We start from the raw sequence: 14566 nt of genomic DNA on the forward strand, positions 1-14566 counted from the left end.
ATCGGGAACAGTCACCGCAGGTGCCACCGACACTTGCGCCACGGCAATCACACTGGCCCCGATCCCCGCGCGAGTCGGGCGCATCGTCGATGATCCGCCGGCGGCCGATGGTATGACCGGGCCCGACCTGGGGTACCGCACAGGAATGCCGCTGACCCGCACCCTCGACGATTCGACCGTGGTGATCACCGGCGCGTCCAGCGGGATCGGCACGGCCACCGCGTACGCGCTGGCCCGCCGGGGCGCCGCCGTGGTGCTCGCCGCCCGCAGCGAACCCGCGCTGCGACAGGTCACGCAGCGCTGTCGGGAGCTGGGCGGCCGGGCGTTGGCCGTCCCGACCGACGTGACCGACCTGGAGTCGGTACAGCAACTGGCCGACCGCGCGGTGGGCGAATTCGGCCGCATCGACGCCTGGGTCAACAACGCCGCGGTGAGCGCCGTGGGTCTGTTCGACGAGATCCCGGTCGCCGAGTTCCGGCGCGTGCTGGAGGTCAACCTGCTGGGCACTGTGCACGGCATCAAGGCCGCGCTGCCGTACCTCGGCGAGGCCGGCGGCGGCGTGCTTGTCAACAACGCGTCGGTGCTGGCCGAGGTGGCGATGCCGTACCAGTCGGCGTACAACGCCGCCAAGCACGGCATCCGCGGGCTGGCCGACACCGTCCGACAGGAGCTGCGGGTCACCGGCCGGGGGCAGATCTCCGTCTGCACAGTGCTGCCGGCCACCATCGACACCCCCTTCTTCCGGCACGCGGCCAACCACAGCGGTCGGGAGCTGGTGCCACCCCCGCCGGTCTACCCGCCGGAGGTGGTCGCCGAGACGATCGTGCGGTTGCTGCGCCGGCCGCGCCGCGAGGCGTACGCCGGTGGCGCCGCCCGGCTGGTCGGCCTGCAGTGGCGGCTGGCCCCGGCTCTGGTGGAGCGCACCCTCGGCTGGTACGTCCACCGCACCCAGTTCGGCCCGAGCGCGCGGCTGGACAGCACCGGCAACGTGTTCCGCGCCGACGGGCAGGCCAGCCGCAGCGGAGGCTGGCACGGTCGGCGGCGTCAGCTGGTGCGGATGACCGCCGCGTTCGGTCTCGCCGCGGCCGGCACCGCCGTCGGCACGATGGCCATGAACCGCCGATCCCGGTCGGACCACTGATGACAGGCGTCGACCGACCGGACGCGCCGTTCGTCCGCGTGCCACACCCGAAGGCGACCGTCCCGGTGGACGAGCGCTGTCGGGTGGAGGTCGACGAGTCGTCCCCGGTCGTCCGGCTGAGCGGCGTGCTCGACGCCGCCGAGGCGGGCCGGGTCCACGACGTGTTGCTCGCACGGCTCGGCGACCGGCCCGGTCCGGTGGTCGCCGACGTGACCGGGCTGCTGGTCACCGATCCGGCCGGGCGGAGCGTCTTCGCCGAGGTCCGTCGGGAGGTCGCCGACTGGCCCGCGGCAGACCTGCTGCTCTGCGACCCGGCGGTCTCCGGGCCCGGTCGCCGCGACGCCGTCCTGGCGGGTGTGCCGGCCTGGCCCACCCTGGACGCCGCGCTGGCCGCGGTCGCCGCGGCCCCACTGGCGGCGGTGCTGACCGCCGAGCTGCCGCCGACAGCGGACTCCGCCCGGCAGGCCCGCGAGCTGGTCGCCACCGGTTGCGCGCGCTGGGGCATGGCGGCCCTGACCGAACCGGCGCAGATCGCGGTCACCGAGATGGTCAACAACGTGGTCATCCATGCCCGGACGCCGATGAACGTCCGGTTGGCGCCGCAGGGCGACACCCTGCACCTGGCGGTTCGCGACCACTCGTCGCGCCGGCCCACGTTCGCCGGCCTGTCCCCGCCGAACCGCGTGGGTGGCCGGGGCCTGCTGCTGATCGACACCGTGGCCCGCCGGTGGGGCACCAGCATGGTGCCGGACGGCAAGGTCGTCTGGTGCGTGCTGCACCCGGACGACGAGGCAGCGCACGGCTGACGGGCTTCCCGCACCCGGTGTCCGTTTCGGCGCGGCATGACCGGCGGTGCTCCGGTTACGGCGGGAGGGCAGCGGGTAGTGATCAGACATGCGCGACAACGAGTATCCGACCCCCGTGTCCGACACCGAGGCGGAGGGGCTGCCCGACACCGCCGACGACGACTCGACCGCCAACGACGACGTCCTCACCGGGCGCGAGGCGGACGGCCCGGAGCCGGCCCAGCTGCCCGGCGACCGGACGCCGGTGGCGGTGGACCGCTTCGGGACGACCGCCGAGGAGCAACTCGACGGGGAGTCGTTGGACTACAAGCTCGACCGGGAGGTCTACGAGCGGCCGGTGGACGACCCGCTGGCCGGCCCGGTCGACCCGAAGATCGCCTTCGAGGCCGAGAACGAGGCCGCCGCGGCGGAGGCCCAGCTGGACGCCGACGTGATGGACCCGGGGCCGACCTCGGATCCCAACTCGCCGGTCTCCCTCTACGACCACGGCCAGCTCGGCACGGTCGCGGACCACACGGTGGGTCGGCTGGTGGAGCCGGACGAGGGGGCGCACACCGACCAGGAGACCGACTCCGTGGCGTACGACGCCGGGTCGGCGGGCGGTGGGGCGACCGCTGAGGAGTTGGCGATCCACGAGACCGAGCCGCCGCGCTCGGTCTGAGCCGATCAGTCGTCCAGGCCACGCTCGATCGCGTAACGGGTCAACTCGACCCGGTTGTGCAGCTGCAGCTTGCCCAGCGTGTTCTGCACGTGGTTCTGCACCGTGCGGTGGGACAGGCCGAGCCGCTGCGCGATCTGCTTGTACGACATCCCCTTGGCCACCAGGCGCAGCACCTCCGTCTCCCGGTCGGTGAGGCGGGGCATTCCCGGTTCCGCGTCCCCGGTCGTTCCCTGCCCCGGCCCGGCGGCCAGCCGCCGGTACTCCCCCAGCACCAACCCCGCCAGGCCGGGCGTGAAGACGGGGTCACCGGCGGCGGTGCGGCGTACCGCGTCGAGGAACGCGGCGGGCGCCGTCGACTTCACCAGGTAGCCGGTGGCGCCCGCCTTCACCGCGTCGAGCACGCTCTGCTCCTCGCCGCTGGCGCTGAGCATCAGCACCCGGACGTCTGGCAGCGCGGCGCGCAGCCCGACGACCACCTCGACGCCGGAGATGTCCGGTAGTTGCAGGTCGAGGACTACCACGTCGGGTCGGGCGGCGGCGGCGACCCGGATCGCCTGCCGACCCTCGCCGCTGGTAGCCACCACCAGGAAACCGGCCTCGGCCAGGTCGCGGGCCACACCCTCGCGCCACATCGGATGGTCGTCGACGACCATCACCCGCACGGCCGTCACCGCGGCGTCCTCGGCACGGTCAGCTCGATCTCGGTGCCGGCATCGGGGATCGACAGGATCCGGACGGTGCCCCCGAGGTCGGTCACCCGCCCGCGGATCGACCGGGCCACGCCGAGCCGTCCCTGCGCGGCGGCCTCGACCAGCCTGCCGTCCGGGATGCCCGGCCCCTCGTCACGGATCGACACGGTCACGGTCTCCCCCTCATCCTCGATCAACACCCAGGCCCGTCCGCCGGCGTGGCGGCCCACGTTGTCCAGGGCCGCCCCGGCGGCGGCCGCCAACTCGCCGGCCACCTGCCGGGGCAGGGTGACCGGGGTGGCGGGGGCCGAGAGGGACACCGCCGCCGACGCGTACCTGCCGAGCAGGCTGCGCAGGTCCACCGCGTCCGCACCGTCGGCAGCCGCCGGTGCGGTGCCCGCGATCAGGGCCCGCAGGGCGGCCTCCTGCTCACCGGCGAGCCGGGCCAGTTCGCCGGCCTCGCCGGGCAGGTGCGCGCCGCGCCGCTGCACCAGCGCCAGTACCTGGAGCACCGAGTCGTGGATGTCGCGTGCCAGTCGTTCCCGCTCCCGGGTGGCGGCCTCCAGCTCCACCGCGTGTTGCAGGCGTTCCTCGGCGGCCACGGCGAGCCGGGCGACGTGCCCGACCACCACGCCGGCGAGTAGCAGCAGGATCACCCCGGTGAACGAGGACTGGCCGATCCGCTCCCGGGTGGCCAGGTCCGCGCCGGCGACAAGCAGTGCGGCCATCGTGCCCCGCCGCCGGCCGCCGGAGACGGCCCAGGCCAGCACCGGGCCGGCCATCCAGGCAACCCCCAGGGTGGGTACGCCGTGCCCGAGCGCCTCCCGCCCGACCACCCAGGGGGTGGACAGCACGATGGCGATCACCACACCGAGGTCGGCCAGCAGCAGCGGCCAGCGGCGCCGGGCGGGCCGGGCGTACCCGACGGCGGTCGCACCGGTCCAGAAGATCATCGTCAGGATCAGGGCGGCGACGGCGAACGGGTGGTCGTACCGGTCGGCGTCGCGCACGGCGAGCGCGCAGACGTACACGAGGGAGGCCACCCGGAACACGGTGAGCGCCCGCCAGAGCGGCACCTCGAAACCACCCGGTGGCGACGGCATGGCGGTCAGGATGCCACAGCCGGGCCGGCGGCGCGGTGCCACGGAGTGCGCCTCGAGGAACCCTGACGTACGGTGGAAAAGCCGCGAAATACTCCGAGATCCGCCGTCGGGACGGGCCATGACGAATGCAGATCCGCACGCACCGCGTACGGTTGTGCCCATCGAACCCTCCCTCCTGATCGCCGAGGCCTTCGAGCAGGCCCAGGTGACCGAGATTCGACACTCGGTCACCTCCTGCGCGCACGCCTCCGGCCTCGGCGGCCAACGGCTGGACGACTTCGTGCTGGCGGTCAACGAGTTGATCACCAACGCGGTGCGGCACGGCGGCGGGCGCGGGTGGCTGCGACTCTGGCGGGAGCCGGGCGCGCTGTTCTGCGAGGTGGCGGACCACGGGCAGGGCATCACCCCGCAGCGGCTGGGCGACCGGACCCGTCCCGCCGCGGACACCGCCGGCGGGTGGGGTCTCTGGCTGGCCCGGGAGCTGACCGACGACATGGAGATCGCCACCAGCGCCGCCGGCACCACCGTCCGCATCACCGCCACCCTCGCCGCCACCGACCGCACCCAGCGCTGAGACCGGGCCAGGCTCAGCCGAAGAGGGCCGAGACCGACTCCCCGTTGTGGATCCGGCGCATGGCCTCGGCCAGGGCGGGCGCCACCGAGAGGACCTCGAGTTTCCCGACCCGCTTCTCGGCCGGGATCGGGACCGTGTTGGTGCAGACGATCTCCAACACGCCGTCCTGGTCGCTGAGCCGCCGCAGCGCGTCGCCGGAGAACAGGCCGTGCGTGCAGGCCAGCCGGATCGAGCGCACCTTCAGGCCGCGCAGGTGCTCCATCAGCTCGACCACAGTGCTGCCCTTGGCGATCTCGTCGTCCAGCACGATGACGTCCCGGTCGGTGACCTCGCCGATCACCGCACTGATCTTGACCAGGTCGTCGCTGAACCGCTGCTTCGCACCTGCCGCCACAGGCGTGCCGAGCAGCCGGGCGAAGGCGGCGGCCTCCTTGGCGTTGCCCAGGTCCGGCGAGACCACCACGGTGTTGCTCAGGTCGTAGCGACGGAAGTGGGTGGCCAGCTCGCGCAGCGCGTGCAGATGATCCACGGGGACGCTGAAGAAGCCGTGCACCTGCGGCGAGTGCAGGGTCATCGCGAGCACCCGGTCCGCCCCCGCCGAGGTGAGCAGGTCGGCGACGAGCCGCGCGCCGATCGAGATCCGCGGCGCGTCCTTCTTGTCCGAGCGGGCGTACGCGTAGTGCGGCAGCACCACGGTGATCCGGCCGGCCGACGCGCCCCGGGCCGCGTCGATCATCAGCAACAGCTCGACGAGGTTCTCCTGGACCGGCGGCACCAGCGGCTGGATCAGGAAGACGTCCCGCTCCCGGCAGTTGGCCTGCAACTGCACTTCCAGACAGTCGTTGGCGAACCGGGAGACCCGCACCGGATGCAGCGGCACCCCCAGGTGGGCGCAGATCTCGGCAGCCAGGTCGGGATGGGCGGTTCCACTGAAAACGGCGATGTCACGCACGTTCGCACATCGTAGGCGACGCGGAGGCCGACGTGACGTCGGTCGCTCCGCGCCGCCGGTTTGGGTACGGTGCTGCCGTGACCCCCCAGTACGTCGCCGCCATCGACCAGGGCACCACCTCCTCGCGGTGCATCGTCTTCGACTCCGCCGGGGACATCGTCGCCGCGGCCCATCGCGAACACCGGCAGATCTTTCCCCGGCCGGGCTGGGTGGAGCACGACGCCGAGGAGATCTGGCACAACGTCCAGCAGGTGGTCGCCGAGGCGCTGCGGGCCGCCGGCACCGACGCGGCCGGACTGGCCGCCGTCGGCATCACCAACCAGCGGGAGACCACAGTCGTCTGGGACCGGGCCACCGGCCGTCCGGTGGCCAACGCCATCGTCTGGCAGGACACCCGCACCGGGCCGCTGCTGCGCGAGCTGGCCTCGGCGTACGGCGAGGAGCGCCTCCGGGCCCGCACGGGCCTGCCGCTGGCCACCTACTTCGCCGGCCCGAAGGTGCGCTGGCTGCTCGACGAGGTCGACGGTCTGCGCGAGCGCGCCGAACGGGGCGAGGTGCTCTTCGGCACGATGGACAGCTGGCTGATCTGGAAGCTGACCGGCGAGCACGTCACCGACGTGACGAACGCCAGCCGGACCATGCTGATGGACCTCACCACCCTCGACTGGGATCCGGAGCTGCTGGACGCGCTGGGCGTGCCGGCGGCGATGCTGCCGGAGATCCGCTGCTCCGCCGAGGTGTACGGCACGGCCTCCGACGTGCTCGCGGGAGTGCCGGTGGCCAGCGCGCTCGGCGACCAGCAGGCCGCCCTGTTCGGGCAGACGTGCTTCCAGCCGGGCGAGGCGAAGTGCACCTACGGCACGGGCAGCTTCCTGCTGCTCAACACCGGCGCCAGCCCGGTGCCGTCGGCGCACGGCCTGCTCACCACAGTCGCGTACCAGATCAAGGGTCAACCCCCGGCGTACGCCCTGGAGGGCGCCATCGCCGTCACCGGCTCACTCGTGCAGTGGCTGCGCGACAACCTTGGGCTGATCTCCACGGCCCCGGAGGTGGAGGAGCTGGCCCGCACCGTCGACGACAACGGCGGCTGTTACGTCGTGCCGGCGTTCTCCGGGCTCTTCGCCCCGCACTGGCGCAGCGACGCGCGGGGCGTGATCGCCGGCCTGACCGGCTACATCACCAAGGGGCACCTGGCCCGGGCGGTGCTGGAGGCGTCGGCGTGGCAGACCCGCGAGGTGGTCGACGCGATGAACGCCGACTCCGACGTGGCGCTGCGCCGACTCCGGGTGGACGGCGGGATGACCGCCAACAGCCTGCTCATGCAGTTCCTCGCCGATGTGCTCGACGTGCCGGTGGTCCGCTCCCGGATCACCGAGACCACCTGCCTCGGCGCCGCGTACGCCGCCGGCCTGGCGGTGGGCTTCTGGCCGGACCTCGCCACCCTGCGCGCCCAGTGGCGCTCGGACGCGCAGTGGGAACCGGCCATGGCACCGGAGCTGCGCGAGCAGGAACTGCGTCAGTGGCGCAAGGCCGTGCAGCGCACGCTCGACTGGGTGGAGTGAACTCCGCCCGGAGTGGATCGCAGGCGGCGGACAGCGGACGCTGCACCACCACCACCACGGCCGCGAGACTGACCGATACCGGGACGCGCGTGAGGCGGCGGCTCAGCTCCAGCGGTTGCCGGTGAGCCTCTCGTAGACCTCGACGTAGCGGGCGCGGGTCGCCTCGACGACCTCGGCGGGCACGTCCGGGGCCGGGGCCTGCTTGTCCCAGCCGCTGCCCGTGGCCCAGTCCCGCACGTACTGCTTGTCGTAGGAGAACTGCACCCGGCCCGGCTGGTACGAATCGGCAGGCCAGAACCGCGACGAGTCGGAGGTGAGCAGCTCGTCGGCGAGGACCAGGGTGCCGTCCGGCGCCCACCCCAACTCGATCTTGGTGTCGGCGATCAGGATGCCCCGGTCGGCGGCCAGCTCCGCGCCGCGCCGGTAGACGTCGATGGTGATCTGCCGCAGCCGCTCGGCGGTCTCCGCGCCCACCTTGTCCACCACCTCGGCGTACGTGATCGGCTCGTCGTGCTCGCCCATCGGCGCCTTGGTCGACGGCGTGAAGATCGGCTCGGGCAGGATCGACGCCTCGCCCAGCCCGCGGGGCAGCGGCACGCCGGAGACGGCGCCGGTGCGCTCGTACTCCCGCAGGCCGCCGCCGGTGAGGTAGCCCCGGGCGACGCACTCGACCGGGATGATGTCCAGCCGCTGACAGCGGATCGCCCGCCCGGCGAACTCCGCCGGCACGTCGGTGGCCGAGATGACGTGGTTCGGCACCAGGTCGGCGAGCTGCTCGAACCACCACAGGGAGAGCGCGGTGAGCAGGCGACCCTTGTCCGGGATCGGCGTCGGCAGCGCCACGTCGTAGATCGAGATGCGGTCCGAGGCGACCAGGATCAGATCGTCGCCGTCGGCGTAGATGTCTCGAACCTTGCCCGAGTGCAGAAGTTCCACGCGCCCTAGTACATCACGCGATATCGGAGGGACCGATTCGACCACCGGAGTCGGGGGTGACCGGATGGACGTTGACACCCTCCTGCGCCGCCTGCGTGAATGGTCCGACCCGTCCGTACGCGCCAGGAGCCCCCGTGCCCGTTGTCCGTCCCCCGATCGCCCGCTTCGGCGCCGACCCGGGCCGACGCCGAGTGCTCACCGCGCTGCTCGGCGCTCCCCTGCTGGCCACCGGTGGGCTGGCCGGATGCAGCGACGGCGCCGACACCTCGACGAAGGACGGGCCGGTCGAGCTGTCCGTCTTCTGGTGGGGCGCGACGAAGCGGGCCGAGCTGACGGAGAAGGCCCTTCGGCTGTATTCGGAGCGCAACCCGCGGGTCAGCTTCCGGGTCACCTGGCAGGGCGCCGACGGCTACTACGAGCGGTTGGCCACGCAGGCGGCCGGCGGCAACGTTCCGGACCTGATCCAGCTCGACGACGCCATGCTTACCGAATACTCCCAACGCCAGATCATCCTCGACCTCACCGAACGGACCGCCGACCACCGGTTGGACCTGCGCGGCCTGCCGGACGGTCTGATCCGCTACGGCACCGTGGACGGGCGGACGATGGCGGTGGCGGCCGGGCAGACCCTCGCGGCAGTGGTCTTCAACCGGGACCTCCTGCGCGAGCTGCGGGTGCCCGAACCGCGCGGCGGGATGTCCTGGGTGGACTACATCGCCTGGGCGCAGCAGGTCACCGAGGCCAGCGACGGCCAGGTGGCCGGCACGGTGGACGCGTCCGGCGACTACCGCGCCCTCTGGCTCTGGCTCCGGTCCCAGGGCAGCGACTTCTACCGGGGGCGGCAGCTCGGCTTCGGCGCCGAGGAGCTGATCGCCTGGTTCGAGCTGTGGCAGCGCGCCCGCACCGGGCGGGCCACCCCGGGCGCGGCCCTCGTCGAGCAGGCCGACAGCGGGGAGCCGACCCGACAGTTGGTGGTCACCGGGCTGACCGCCGCGTCCTTCGCCTGGTCCCACCAACTGCCGGAGCTGCAACGACTCACCAAATCCGAGCTGGGCGTGGTGGGCCTTCCCGGCCCCCCGGGCGCCCAGTGGCCACGGGCCTCGATGTTCTGGGCCGGGTTCCGGGGCACTCGCCACCCGGACACGGTGGTCGACGTGATCAACTTTCTGACCACGAACGGCGAGGCGGGCACCATCCTCGGCCACGAGCGGGGCCTCAACGCCAGTCTCGCCGTGCGCCGCTACACCGAGGGCAGCATCACCGACCCGGCTCAGCAGCGCGCCGCCGCGTTCGGCGCCAGCATCGCCGGCCAACTGGGGCCGGCCCCCGCGCCACCACCGAAGGGCCATGCCAGGGTGCGGTCCCTGCTGGTCGCCGCCGCGGAGAGTCTCCGCGCCCGGCGGGCCGGCACTCGGGCGGCCACCGCACGGTTCCTCGCCCAGGCCAACGCCGCCCTGGCAGCCTGACCCAGGCCGGCGCCGTCGACCGGTGGTCGTCGGCGGCCGGCCGGTTGGGCGACGGTCAGCGCGGAGGGCCGCCGCGCCGGTTGCGCGTCAGACGCAGCACCAGGAACACGATGATCGCCACCACCACGAGGCAGCAGAGCAGACCGAGGAAACCGAAGCCGCCGCCGCCACGGGAGCGCCGCCGGGCGGCCTCCACCACCACCTCGCCGGCCCCCGTGGACGCCCACGCCGCGACCGGCACGAAGACCGCCAGGACAACCGCACCGAGGACCGCGCTGAGCCGGCCCCACCACTTCCCGAATGAAGACATGCGCCCATCCTCGCCGAAGGACGCAACCTCGGCACGTCGGTCCACGCCGAATTCACGCCGACGCCGCGAGCGGCCGGGCGGCCGGGCGGACCCGCCGCCGGAAATGCTCCCGCAACCTCCCCGCAAAGATGATGATCTTTACAGGAATTCATGGAGGTGATCGGATTCGGCAACCGGTCACACCTGGAGGCACTGTGCGGCTCTCTCTCACCCGAAGATCTGCGGCAACAGCTGTCGGCGTCACAATCGTCGCCGCTCTGGTCACCCCCACGTCGGCCCACGGCGCCCCCGCGCCCCCGCCACCGCCCACACCACCCGCCCACAGCGGTGACGCTCCCGGTACGCCGGTCAGGGTCACGCTGATCACCGGTGACACGGTGACGGTGACCCCGGGACGCGACGGAACGCCGCCCACCGTGGACGTCGCACGGCCGTCGGGCGCCACCGGCGCCGTACGCGTCGCCACCGAGGGCGGCGACACCTACGTGTATCCCGACGAGGCGCTGCCGTACCTGGCGACCGGTCGCCTCGACAGGCAGCTCTTCGACGTGACCCAGCTCGTCGCCCAGGGCTTCGACGACGCGCGGACCAGCGCGCTTCCCCTGATCGTGACCCGCACCACGGGCTCGGCGACGCTTCGGACCAGCACCGCGCTGCCGGGGGCGGAGACCACCCTGGACCTTCCGTCGGTCCGGGGCCAGGCCGTCCGGGCCCACCGCCCCCGGGCCGCCGAGTTCTGGTCGGCCCTCACCGGCGGTCGACGACCCGACGCCTCGCCGTCGACGGCCCGATCGACAAGCGCCGCGGCGCCGTCCTTCGCCGCCGGGGTCGACAAGGTGTGGCTCGACGGCAGGGCGAAGGCCGCCCTCGCCGACACCACTGCGCAGATCGGCGCACCAGCGGCCTGGGCCGCCGGGGGAACGGGCAGCGGCGTACGGGTCGCCGTCCTGGACACCGGAGTGGACACGACCCACCCGGACCTCGCCAACCGCGTGGTGGCGTCGCGCAGTTTCATCCCCACCGAGGACATCATCGACCGCAGCGGGCACGGCACCCACACCGCCTCGACCGTGGCCGGGACCGGCGCCGCCTCCGGAGGCAGGGAACGCGGCGTCGCCCCCGACGCCGACCTGGTGATCGGCAAGGTCCTCGACCACAACGGAAGTGGGTCGATCTCGGGGATCATCGCGGGCATGGAGTGGGCGGCGCGGACCGAACACGCCAGGGTGATCAACATGAGCCTGGGTGTCAGCGCCTGGCACACGCAGGACGATCCGCTGAGCCAGTCGGTGAACCAGCTCACCGCCGAGACGGGAGCGCTCTTCGTCGTGGCCGCCGGCAACAGCGGTCCCGACGCGTACACCCTCGGGGCGCCCGGAACCGCGGACGCCGCGCTCACCATCGGCGCGGTGGACGGCTCGGACCACCTGGCCGACTTCTCCAGCGCCGGGCCGCGGATGGTCGACGAGGGCCTCAAGCCCGACCTGACCGCCCCCGGCGTGGACGTGCTGGCGGCGCGCTCGCAACACATCGGTTGGGGTGAGGGTTTCTACCAGGTGGACAGCGGCACCTCGATGGCGGCGCCGCACGTCGCGGGGGCCGCCGTCCTGCTGGTGCAGAAGCACCCGACGTGGAGCGCGCGGCAGATCAAGGACGCCCTGATGGGCACCAGCGTGCGCACGCCCGACTACGACGCCTACCGGGCGGGCAGCGGACGGCTGAACGTGGCCGCCGCCTACCACTCCGACCAGATCATCGCGACCGGGTCGGTGGACGCCGGCCTCGTGCCGTGGTCACCCGGCACGCAGCCGCAGCGGATCACCCGGACGATCACCTACACCAACACCACTGACAAGGCCATCACGCTGGCACTCTCCGTCGACGGTGGTGACTCCCCCGCGACGGCGTTCACGGCGGGCGGCACACAGGTCACGGTGCCGGCGCGGGGCACCTCGACGGTGGACGTGGTGGTGGACCCGAAGGGGCTCGCCCCGGGCCGGTACTCCGCGCAGGTCACCGCCTCCCACGCGGCAGGTGCGGTGCACACGGCCGTCGGGGTCGCCGTGGAGTCCAAGAAGTACGACCTCACGATCCACCTGAGGGACCGCGCCGGCCAGCCGATGAGCGGCGAGGTCGAGGTCGTCAGTGCCGACGGCGTGTCCACCTTCATGTGGGTACGGGACGGGACCCTCACCAGCCGCTGGGCGCCCGGCACCTACACGGTTGTCGGCGGCGTCGACGTGGAGGGTCTGCACGGCGACGACTCGCTCGGGCTGGCGCTGCTGACCGTGCCCGAGGTCGACCTGACGGCCAACCGGGTCGTCGAGCTCGACGCCTCGAAGGCCCGCCAGGTGAAGGTGAAGACGCCCCAGCCGACCGCCGTAACCAACAGTCGCATCGACGTCTACCGCTCCTTCACATCCAGCGAGCCGACGCCCGAGGACACGGACGCCCTGCACGAGACGTTCTGGCCGGGCGCCACCTACGACAGCCTGTGGGCGCTGCCGACCAGGGGCAAGGTACGCAAGGGCAGCTTCGTCTTCACCACCCGGATCCGCGCCGAGCAGACACCGCTGGAGATCAGCCACAACGGCCGCCGCCTCGGTGACCCCCTCCCGCAGCCGGGATCCCGACCGCTGCCCGACGGCACCTCGCGACTGGACGCCGTCTTCGCAGGCCTCGGCTCGACCGCCGACTACGCGGGCGTGTCCGCCCGCGGCCGGGCCGTCGTGGTGCGCCGCAGCGACGCCGTCACCCCGGCGGACCGGGCGGCGGCAGCTGCCGCCGCCGGGGCCACGCTGCTCCTGGTCGTCAACGACGGCGAGGGCCGGGGCAGCGAGTGGTACGGAAACGCCGACGGTACGACGAACGGGCCGCTCCCGGTCGCCTCGCTGATCCGGGGTGCGGGCGAGACCCTGATCAACACGATCACCGCCGCCGGCCGCAGGGGCATACGCCTCACGGTCAGCGCACACCCCTCGTCGAGGTACCTGTACGACCTGGTCGACTACCACTCCGGCGGGGTGCCCAGCGACCCGTCGCCCCGGACGGATCCGTCGCACCTCGCGCGGATCGACCTCGTGTTCGCCCCGCCGCCGGGCCAGCAGGCATACGAGACGCGGATGGACTTTCCGCCGTACGAGTGGGCGGCGGCACGCGCCCTCCCGTTCGAGCCGGTCGCCCCGGGGCCGCGTACCGACTGGGTCTCCGCCGGCGAGGGCATCCGCTGGAAGCAGGACGCCTACGTCGACGGCTGGACGCGGTCGCACACGGACGAGATCGCCTACCGGCCGGGCAGCGTCCAGAAGGACCGCTGGTTCGGGCCCATCACGCGGCCACGCCTGCTGACCTACGACATCCCGTTCCGCGGCGAGTACGGCATCAGCGCGTACATCCAGGGGTTCGGCGACGCGGGCGCCGCGCACAGCGGCGGGGCCGGCATGCTGCAGCGGATCTCGTTCTACCAGGGCGACAAGCAACTGGTGCAGTTCGAGGGCTGGCCGGAGTTGTTCGCCGGTGAGCTGTCGCCGGAGAAGTTGCCGTACCGGCTGGTCGTGGAGACCGAGACCAGGCCCGAGTACAGCCCGTACTCCTCCACCACACGCACCGACTGGAGTTTCCTGTCCGGCGCGGCAGCGGACGTGCAGGCCATTCCACTGGTCCAGTTGGACTACGAGACGGACGTGGACCTGGCGGGCCGCGCCCCGCGCAGGAGTGACCTCGTCATCACGCCGGTCGTGGTCGGCAGTACCGCCGCCCAGGACGGGGTCTCCTCGCTCGGTCTCGAGATCTCGTACGACGACGGACGCACCTGGCAGCGGCAGGGTCTCAAGGAGCGCAGGGGCACCTGGACGGCGTCGGTGAACGCGCCGAGCCGGGCCGAGTACGTGTCCATCCGTGTCACCGCCGCGCAACGCAACGGCGGTGGCGTCACCCAGACCGTCATGCGGGCCTTCGGCCTCAGGTGACAGCCGTGGGGGTCGGTGCCCGTCCGGCGCCGGCCCCCGCTCGCACCGGCGGTCATCCCGACCGGGAACCAGAAAACCCGGCCCCATGATCTGGGACCGGGCTTCGGTGTGCACTTTCCGTGGTAGCGGGGACAGGATTTGAACCTGCGACCTCTGGGTTATGAGCCCAGCGAGCTACCGAGCTGCTCCACCCCGCGTCGACTGGTTAACCTTAGCGCATCCGCTCCGACGATGATCAGCGGGGTCCCCATCGAGGCGGGACACGAGTCCCGGACATGGCGAAAGCCCGCCTCCGGCGAACCGGAGACGGGCTTTCAGTCGTAGCGGGGACAGGATTTGAACCTGCGACCTCTGGGTTATGAGCCCAGCGAGCTACCGAGCTGCTCCACCCCGCGTCG

General features: G+C 72.6%; 12 protein-coding genes and 2 tRNA genes. 7 read left to right on the top strand and 7 right to left on the bottom strand.

Annotated features, from left to right (window positions below):
- Nucleotides 1–145: 145 nt before the first annotated feature.
- The 3 genes from ACLQ26_RS11400 to ACLQ26_RS11410 all read left to right on the top strand — a co-directional run bounded on the left by ACLQ26_RS11400 (nt 146) and on the right by ACLQ26_RS11410 (nt 2608).
- Nucleotides 146–1141: an SDR family oxidoreductase gene (locus ACLQ26_RS11400; RefSeq protein ID WP_425744373.1), complete on the top strand. Its 996-nt coding sequence runs from the start codon at nt 146–148 to the stop codon at nt 1139–1141.
- Nucleotides 1141–1947 (top strand): ATP-binding protein, encoded by an 807-nt coding sequence (locus ACLQ26_RS11405; protein WP_425744374.1) that lies wholly within the window; start codon nt 1141–1143, stop codon nt 1945–1947. The genes ACLQ26_RS11400 and ACLQ26_RS11405 overlap by 1 nt, the downstream gene beginning before the upstream one ends.
- Nucleotides 1948–2035: 88 nt before the next feature.
- Nucleotides 2036–2608, top strand: coding sequence for a DUF5709 domain-containing protein (locus tag ACLQ26_RS11410; protein WP_007464755.1), 573 nt, complete (start codon nt 2036–2038; stop codon nt 2606–2608).
- Nucleotides 2609–2613: 5 nt separating this feature from the next.
- Here ACLQ26_RS11410 and ACLQ26_RS11415 read toward each other — a convergent pair whose 3' ends face one another.
- Nucleotides 2614–3261, bottom strand: a complete 648-nt coding sequence (locus ACLQ26_RS11415; protein WP_358104513.1) for a response regulator transcription factor — start codon at nt 3259–3261, stop codon at nt 2614–2616.
- A gap of 14 nt (nt 3262–3275) precedes the next feature.
- The gene (macS, locus tag ACLQ26_RS11420; protein WP_425744375.1) at nt 3276–4400 is read right to left on the bottom strand and encodes a MacS family sensor histidine kinase; all 1125 of its coding nucleotides are present in this window, start codon (nt 4398–4400) and stop codon (nt 3276–3278) included.
- Nucleotides 4401–4518: 118 nt separating this feature from the next.
- Between macS and ACLQ26_RS11425 the strand changes: the two genes are divergently transcribed.
- Nucleotides 4519–4974, top strand: a complete 456-nt coding sequence (locus ACLQ26_RS11425; RefSeq protein WP_425744376.1) for an ATP-binding protein — start codon at nt 4519–4521, stop codon at nt 4972–4974.
- A 13-nt stretch (nt 4975–4987) separates the two neighbouring features.
- Here ACLQ26_RS11425 and ACLQ26_RS11430 read toward each other — a convergent pair whose 3' ends face one another.
- A complete protein-coding gene (locus ACLQ26_RS11430) occupies nt 4988–5926 on the bottom strand; it encodes a ribose-phosphate diphosphokinase (RefSeq protein WP_425744377.1) in 939 nt (312 codons plus the stop codon).
- Nucleotides 5927–6003: 77 nt separating this feature from the next.
- Here ACLQ26_RS11430 and glpK point away from each other — a divergent pair, with 77 nt between their 5' ends.
- Nucleotides 6004–7488 carry a glycerol kinase GlpK gene (gene glpK, locus ACLQ26_RS11435; protein ID WP_425744378.1) on the top strand — a complete coding sequence of 495 codons (1485 nt, stop codon included), beginning with the start codon at nt 6004–6006 and terminating at the stop codon, nt 7486–7488.
- A gap of 102 nt (nt 7489–7590) precedes the next feature.
- On the opposite strand, the gene ACLQ26_RS11440 is transcribed toward glpK, so the two are convergent.
- On the bottom strand, nt 7591–8424 hold the full coding sequence (locus ACLQ26_RS11440) for a phosphoribosylaminoimidazolesuccinocarboxamide synthase (RefSeq protein ID WP_425744379.1): 834 nt from the start codon (nt 8422–8424) through the stop codon (nt 7591–7593).
- 134 nt (nt 8425–8558) lie between these two features.
- Between ACLQ26_RS11440 and ACLQ26_RS11445 the strand changes: the two genes are divergently transcribed.
- Complete coding sequence (locus ACLQ26_RS11445) at nt 8559–9890, top strand: ABC transporter substrate-binding protein (RefSeq protein WP_425744380.1); 1332 nt, start codon at nt 8559–8561, stop codon at nt 9888–9890.
- 55 nt (nt 9891–9945) lie between these two features.
- Here the strand turns inward: ACLQ26_RS11445 and ACLQ26_RS11450 are convergent, their stop codons facing one another.
- Nucleotides 9946–10200 carry a hypothetical protein gene (locus tag ACLQ26_RS11450; protein ID WP_363680083.1) on the bottom strand — a complete coding sequence of 85 codons (255 nt, stop codon included), beginning with the start codon at nt 10198–10200 and terminating at the stop codon, nt 9946–9948.
- Between the two features lie 194 nt (nt 10201–10394).
- Here ACLQ26_RS11450 and ACLQ26_RS11455 point away from each other — a divergent pair, with 194 nt between their 5' ends.
- Nucleotides 10395–14168: a S8 family serine peptidase gene (locus tag ACLQ26_RS11455; RefSeq protein ID WP_425744381.1), complete on the top strand. Its 3774-nt coding sequence runs from the start codon at nt 10395–10397 to the stop codon at nt 14166–14168.
- A 120-nt stretch (nt 14169–14288) separates the two neighbouring features.
- On the opposite strand, the gene ACLQ26_RS11460 is transcribed toward ACLQ26_RS11455, so the two are convergent.
- Both ACLQ26_RS11460 and ACLQ26_RS11465 read right to left on the bottom strand, forming a co-directional pair.
- Nucleotides 14289–14365: transfer RNA gene (locus ACLQ26_RS11460), tRNA-Met, on the bottom strand.
- Between the two features lie 124 nt (nt 14366–14489).
- A tRNA-Met gene (locus tag ACLQ26_RS11465) sits at nt 14490–14563 on the bottom strand.
- Nucleotides 14564–14566: the final 3 nt, after the last annotated feature.

The sequence above is a fragment of the Micromonospora sp. DT43 genome (assembly GCF_049841645.1).
Classification (GTDB): Bacteria; Actinomycetota; Actinomycetes; order Mycobacteriales; family Micromonosporaceae; genus Micromonospora.

What these genes read in the sequence shown, in the direction of transcription:
- ACLQ26_RS11400 (WP_425744373.1), top strand. Translation starts at nt 146, where the DNA reads ATGCCGCTGACCCGCACCCTCGACGATTCGACCGTGGTGATCACCGGC.
- ACLQ26_RS11405 (WP_425744374.1), top strand. Translation starts at nt 1,141, where the DNA reads ATGACAGGCGTCGACCGACCGGACGCGCCGTTCGTCCGCGTGCCACAC.
- ACLQ26_RS11410 (WP_007464755.1), top strand. Translation starts at nt 2,036, where the DNA reads ATGCGCGACAACGAGTATCCGACCCCCGTGTCCGACACCGAGGCGGAG.
- ACLQ26_RS11415 (WP_358104513.1), bottom strand. Translation starts at nt 3,261, where the DNA reads ATGGTCGTCGACGACCATCCGATGTGGCGCGAGGGTGTGGCCCGCGAC.
- macS (WP_425744375.1), bottom strand. Translation starts at nt 4,400, where the DNA reads ATGCCGTCGCCACCGGGTGGTTTCGAGGTGCCGCTCTGGCGGGCGCTC.
- ACLQ26_RS11425 (WP_425744376.1), top strand. Translation starts at nt 4,519, where the DNA reads ATGACGAATGCAGATCCGCACGCACCGCGTACGGTTGTGCCCATCGAA.
- ACLQ26_RS11450 (WP_363680083.1), bottom strand. Translation starts at nt 10,200, where the DNA reads ATGTCTTCATTCGGGAAGTGGTGGGGCCGGCTCAGCGCGGTCCTCGGT.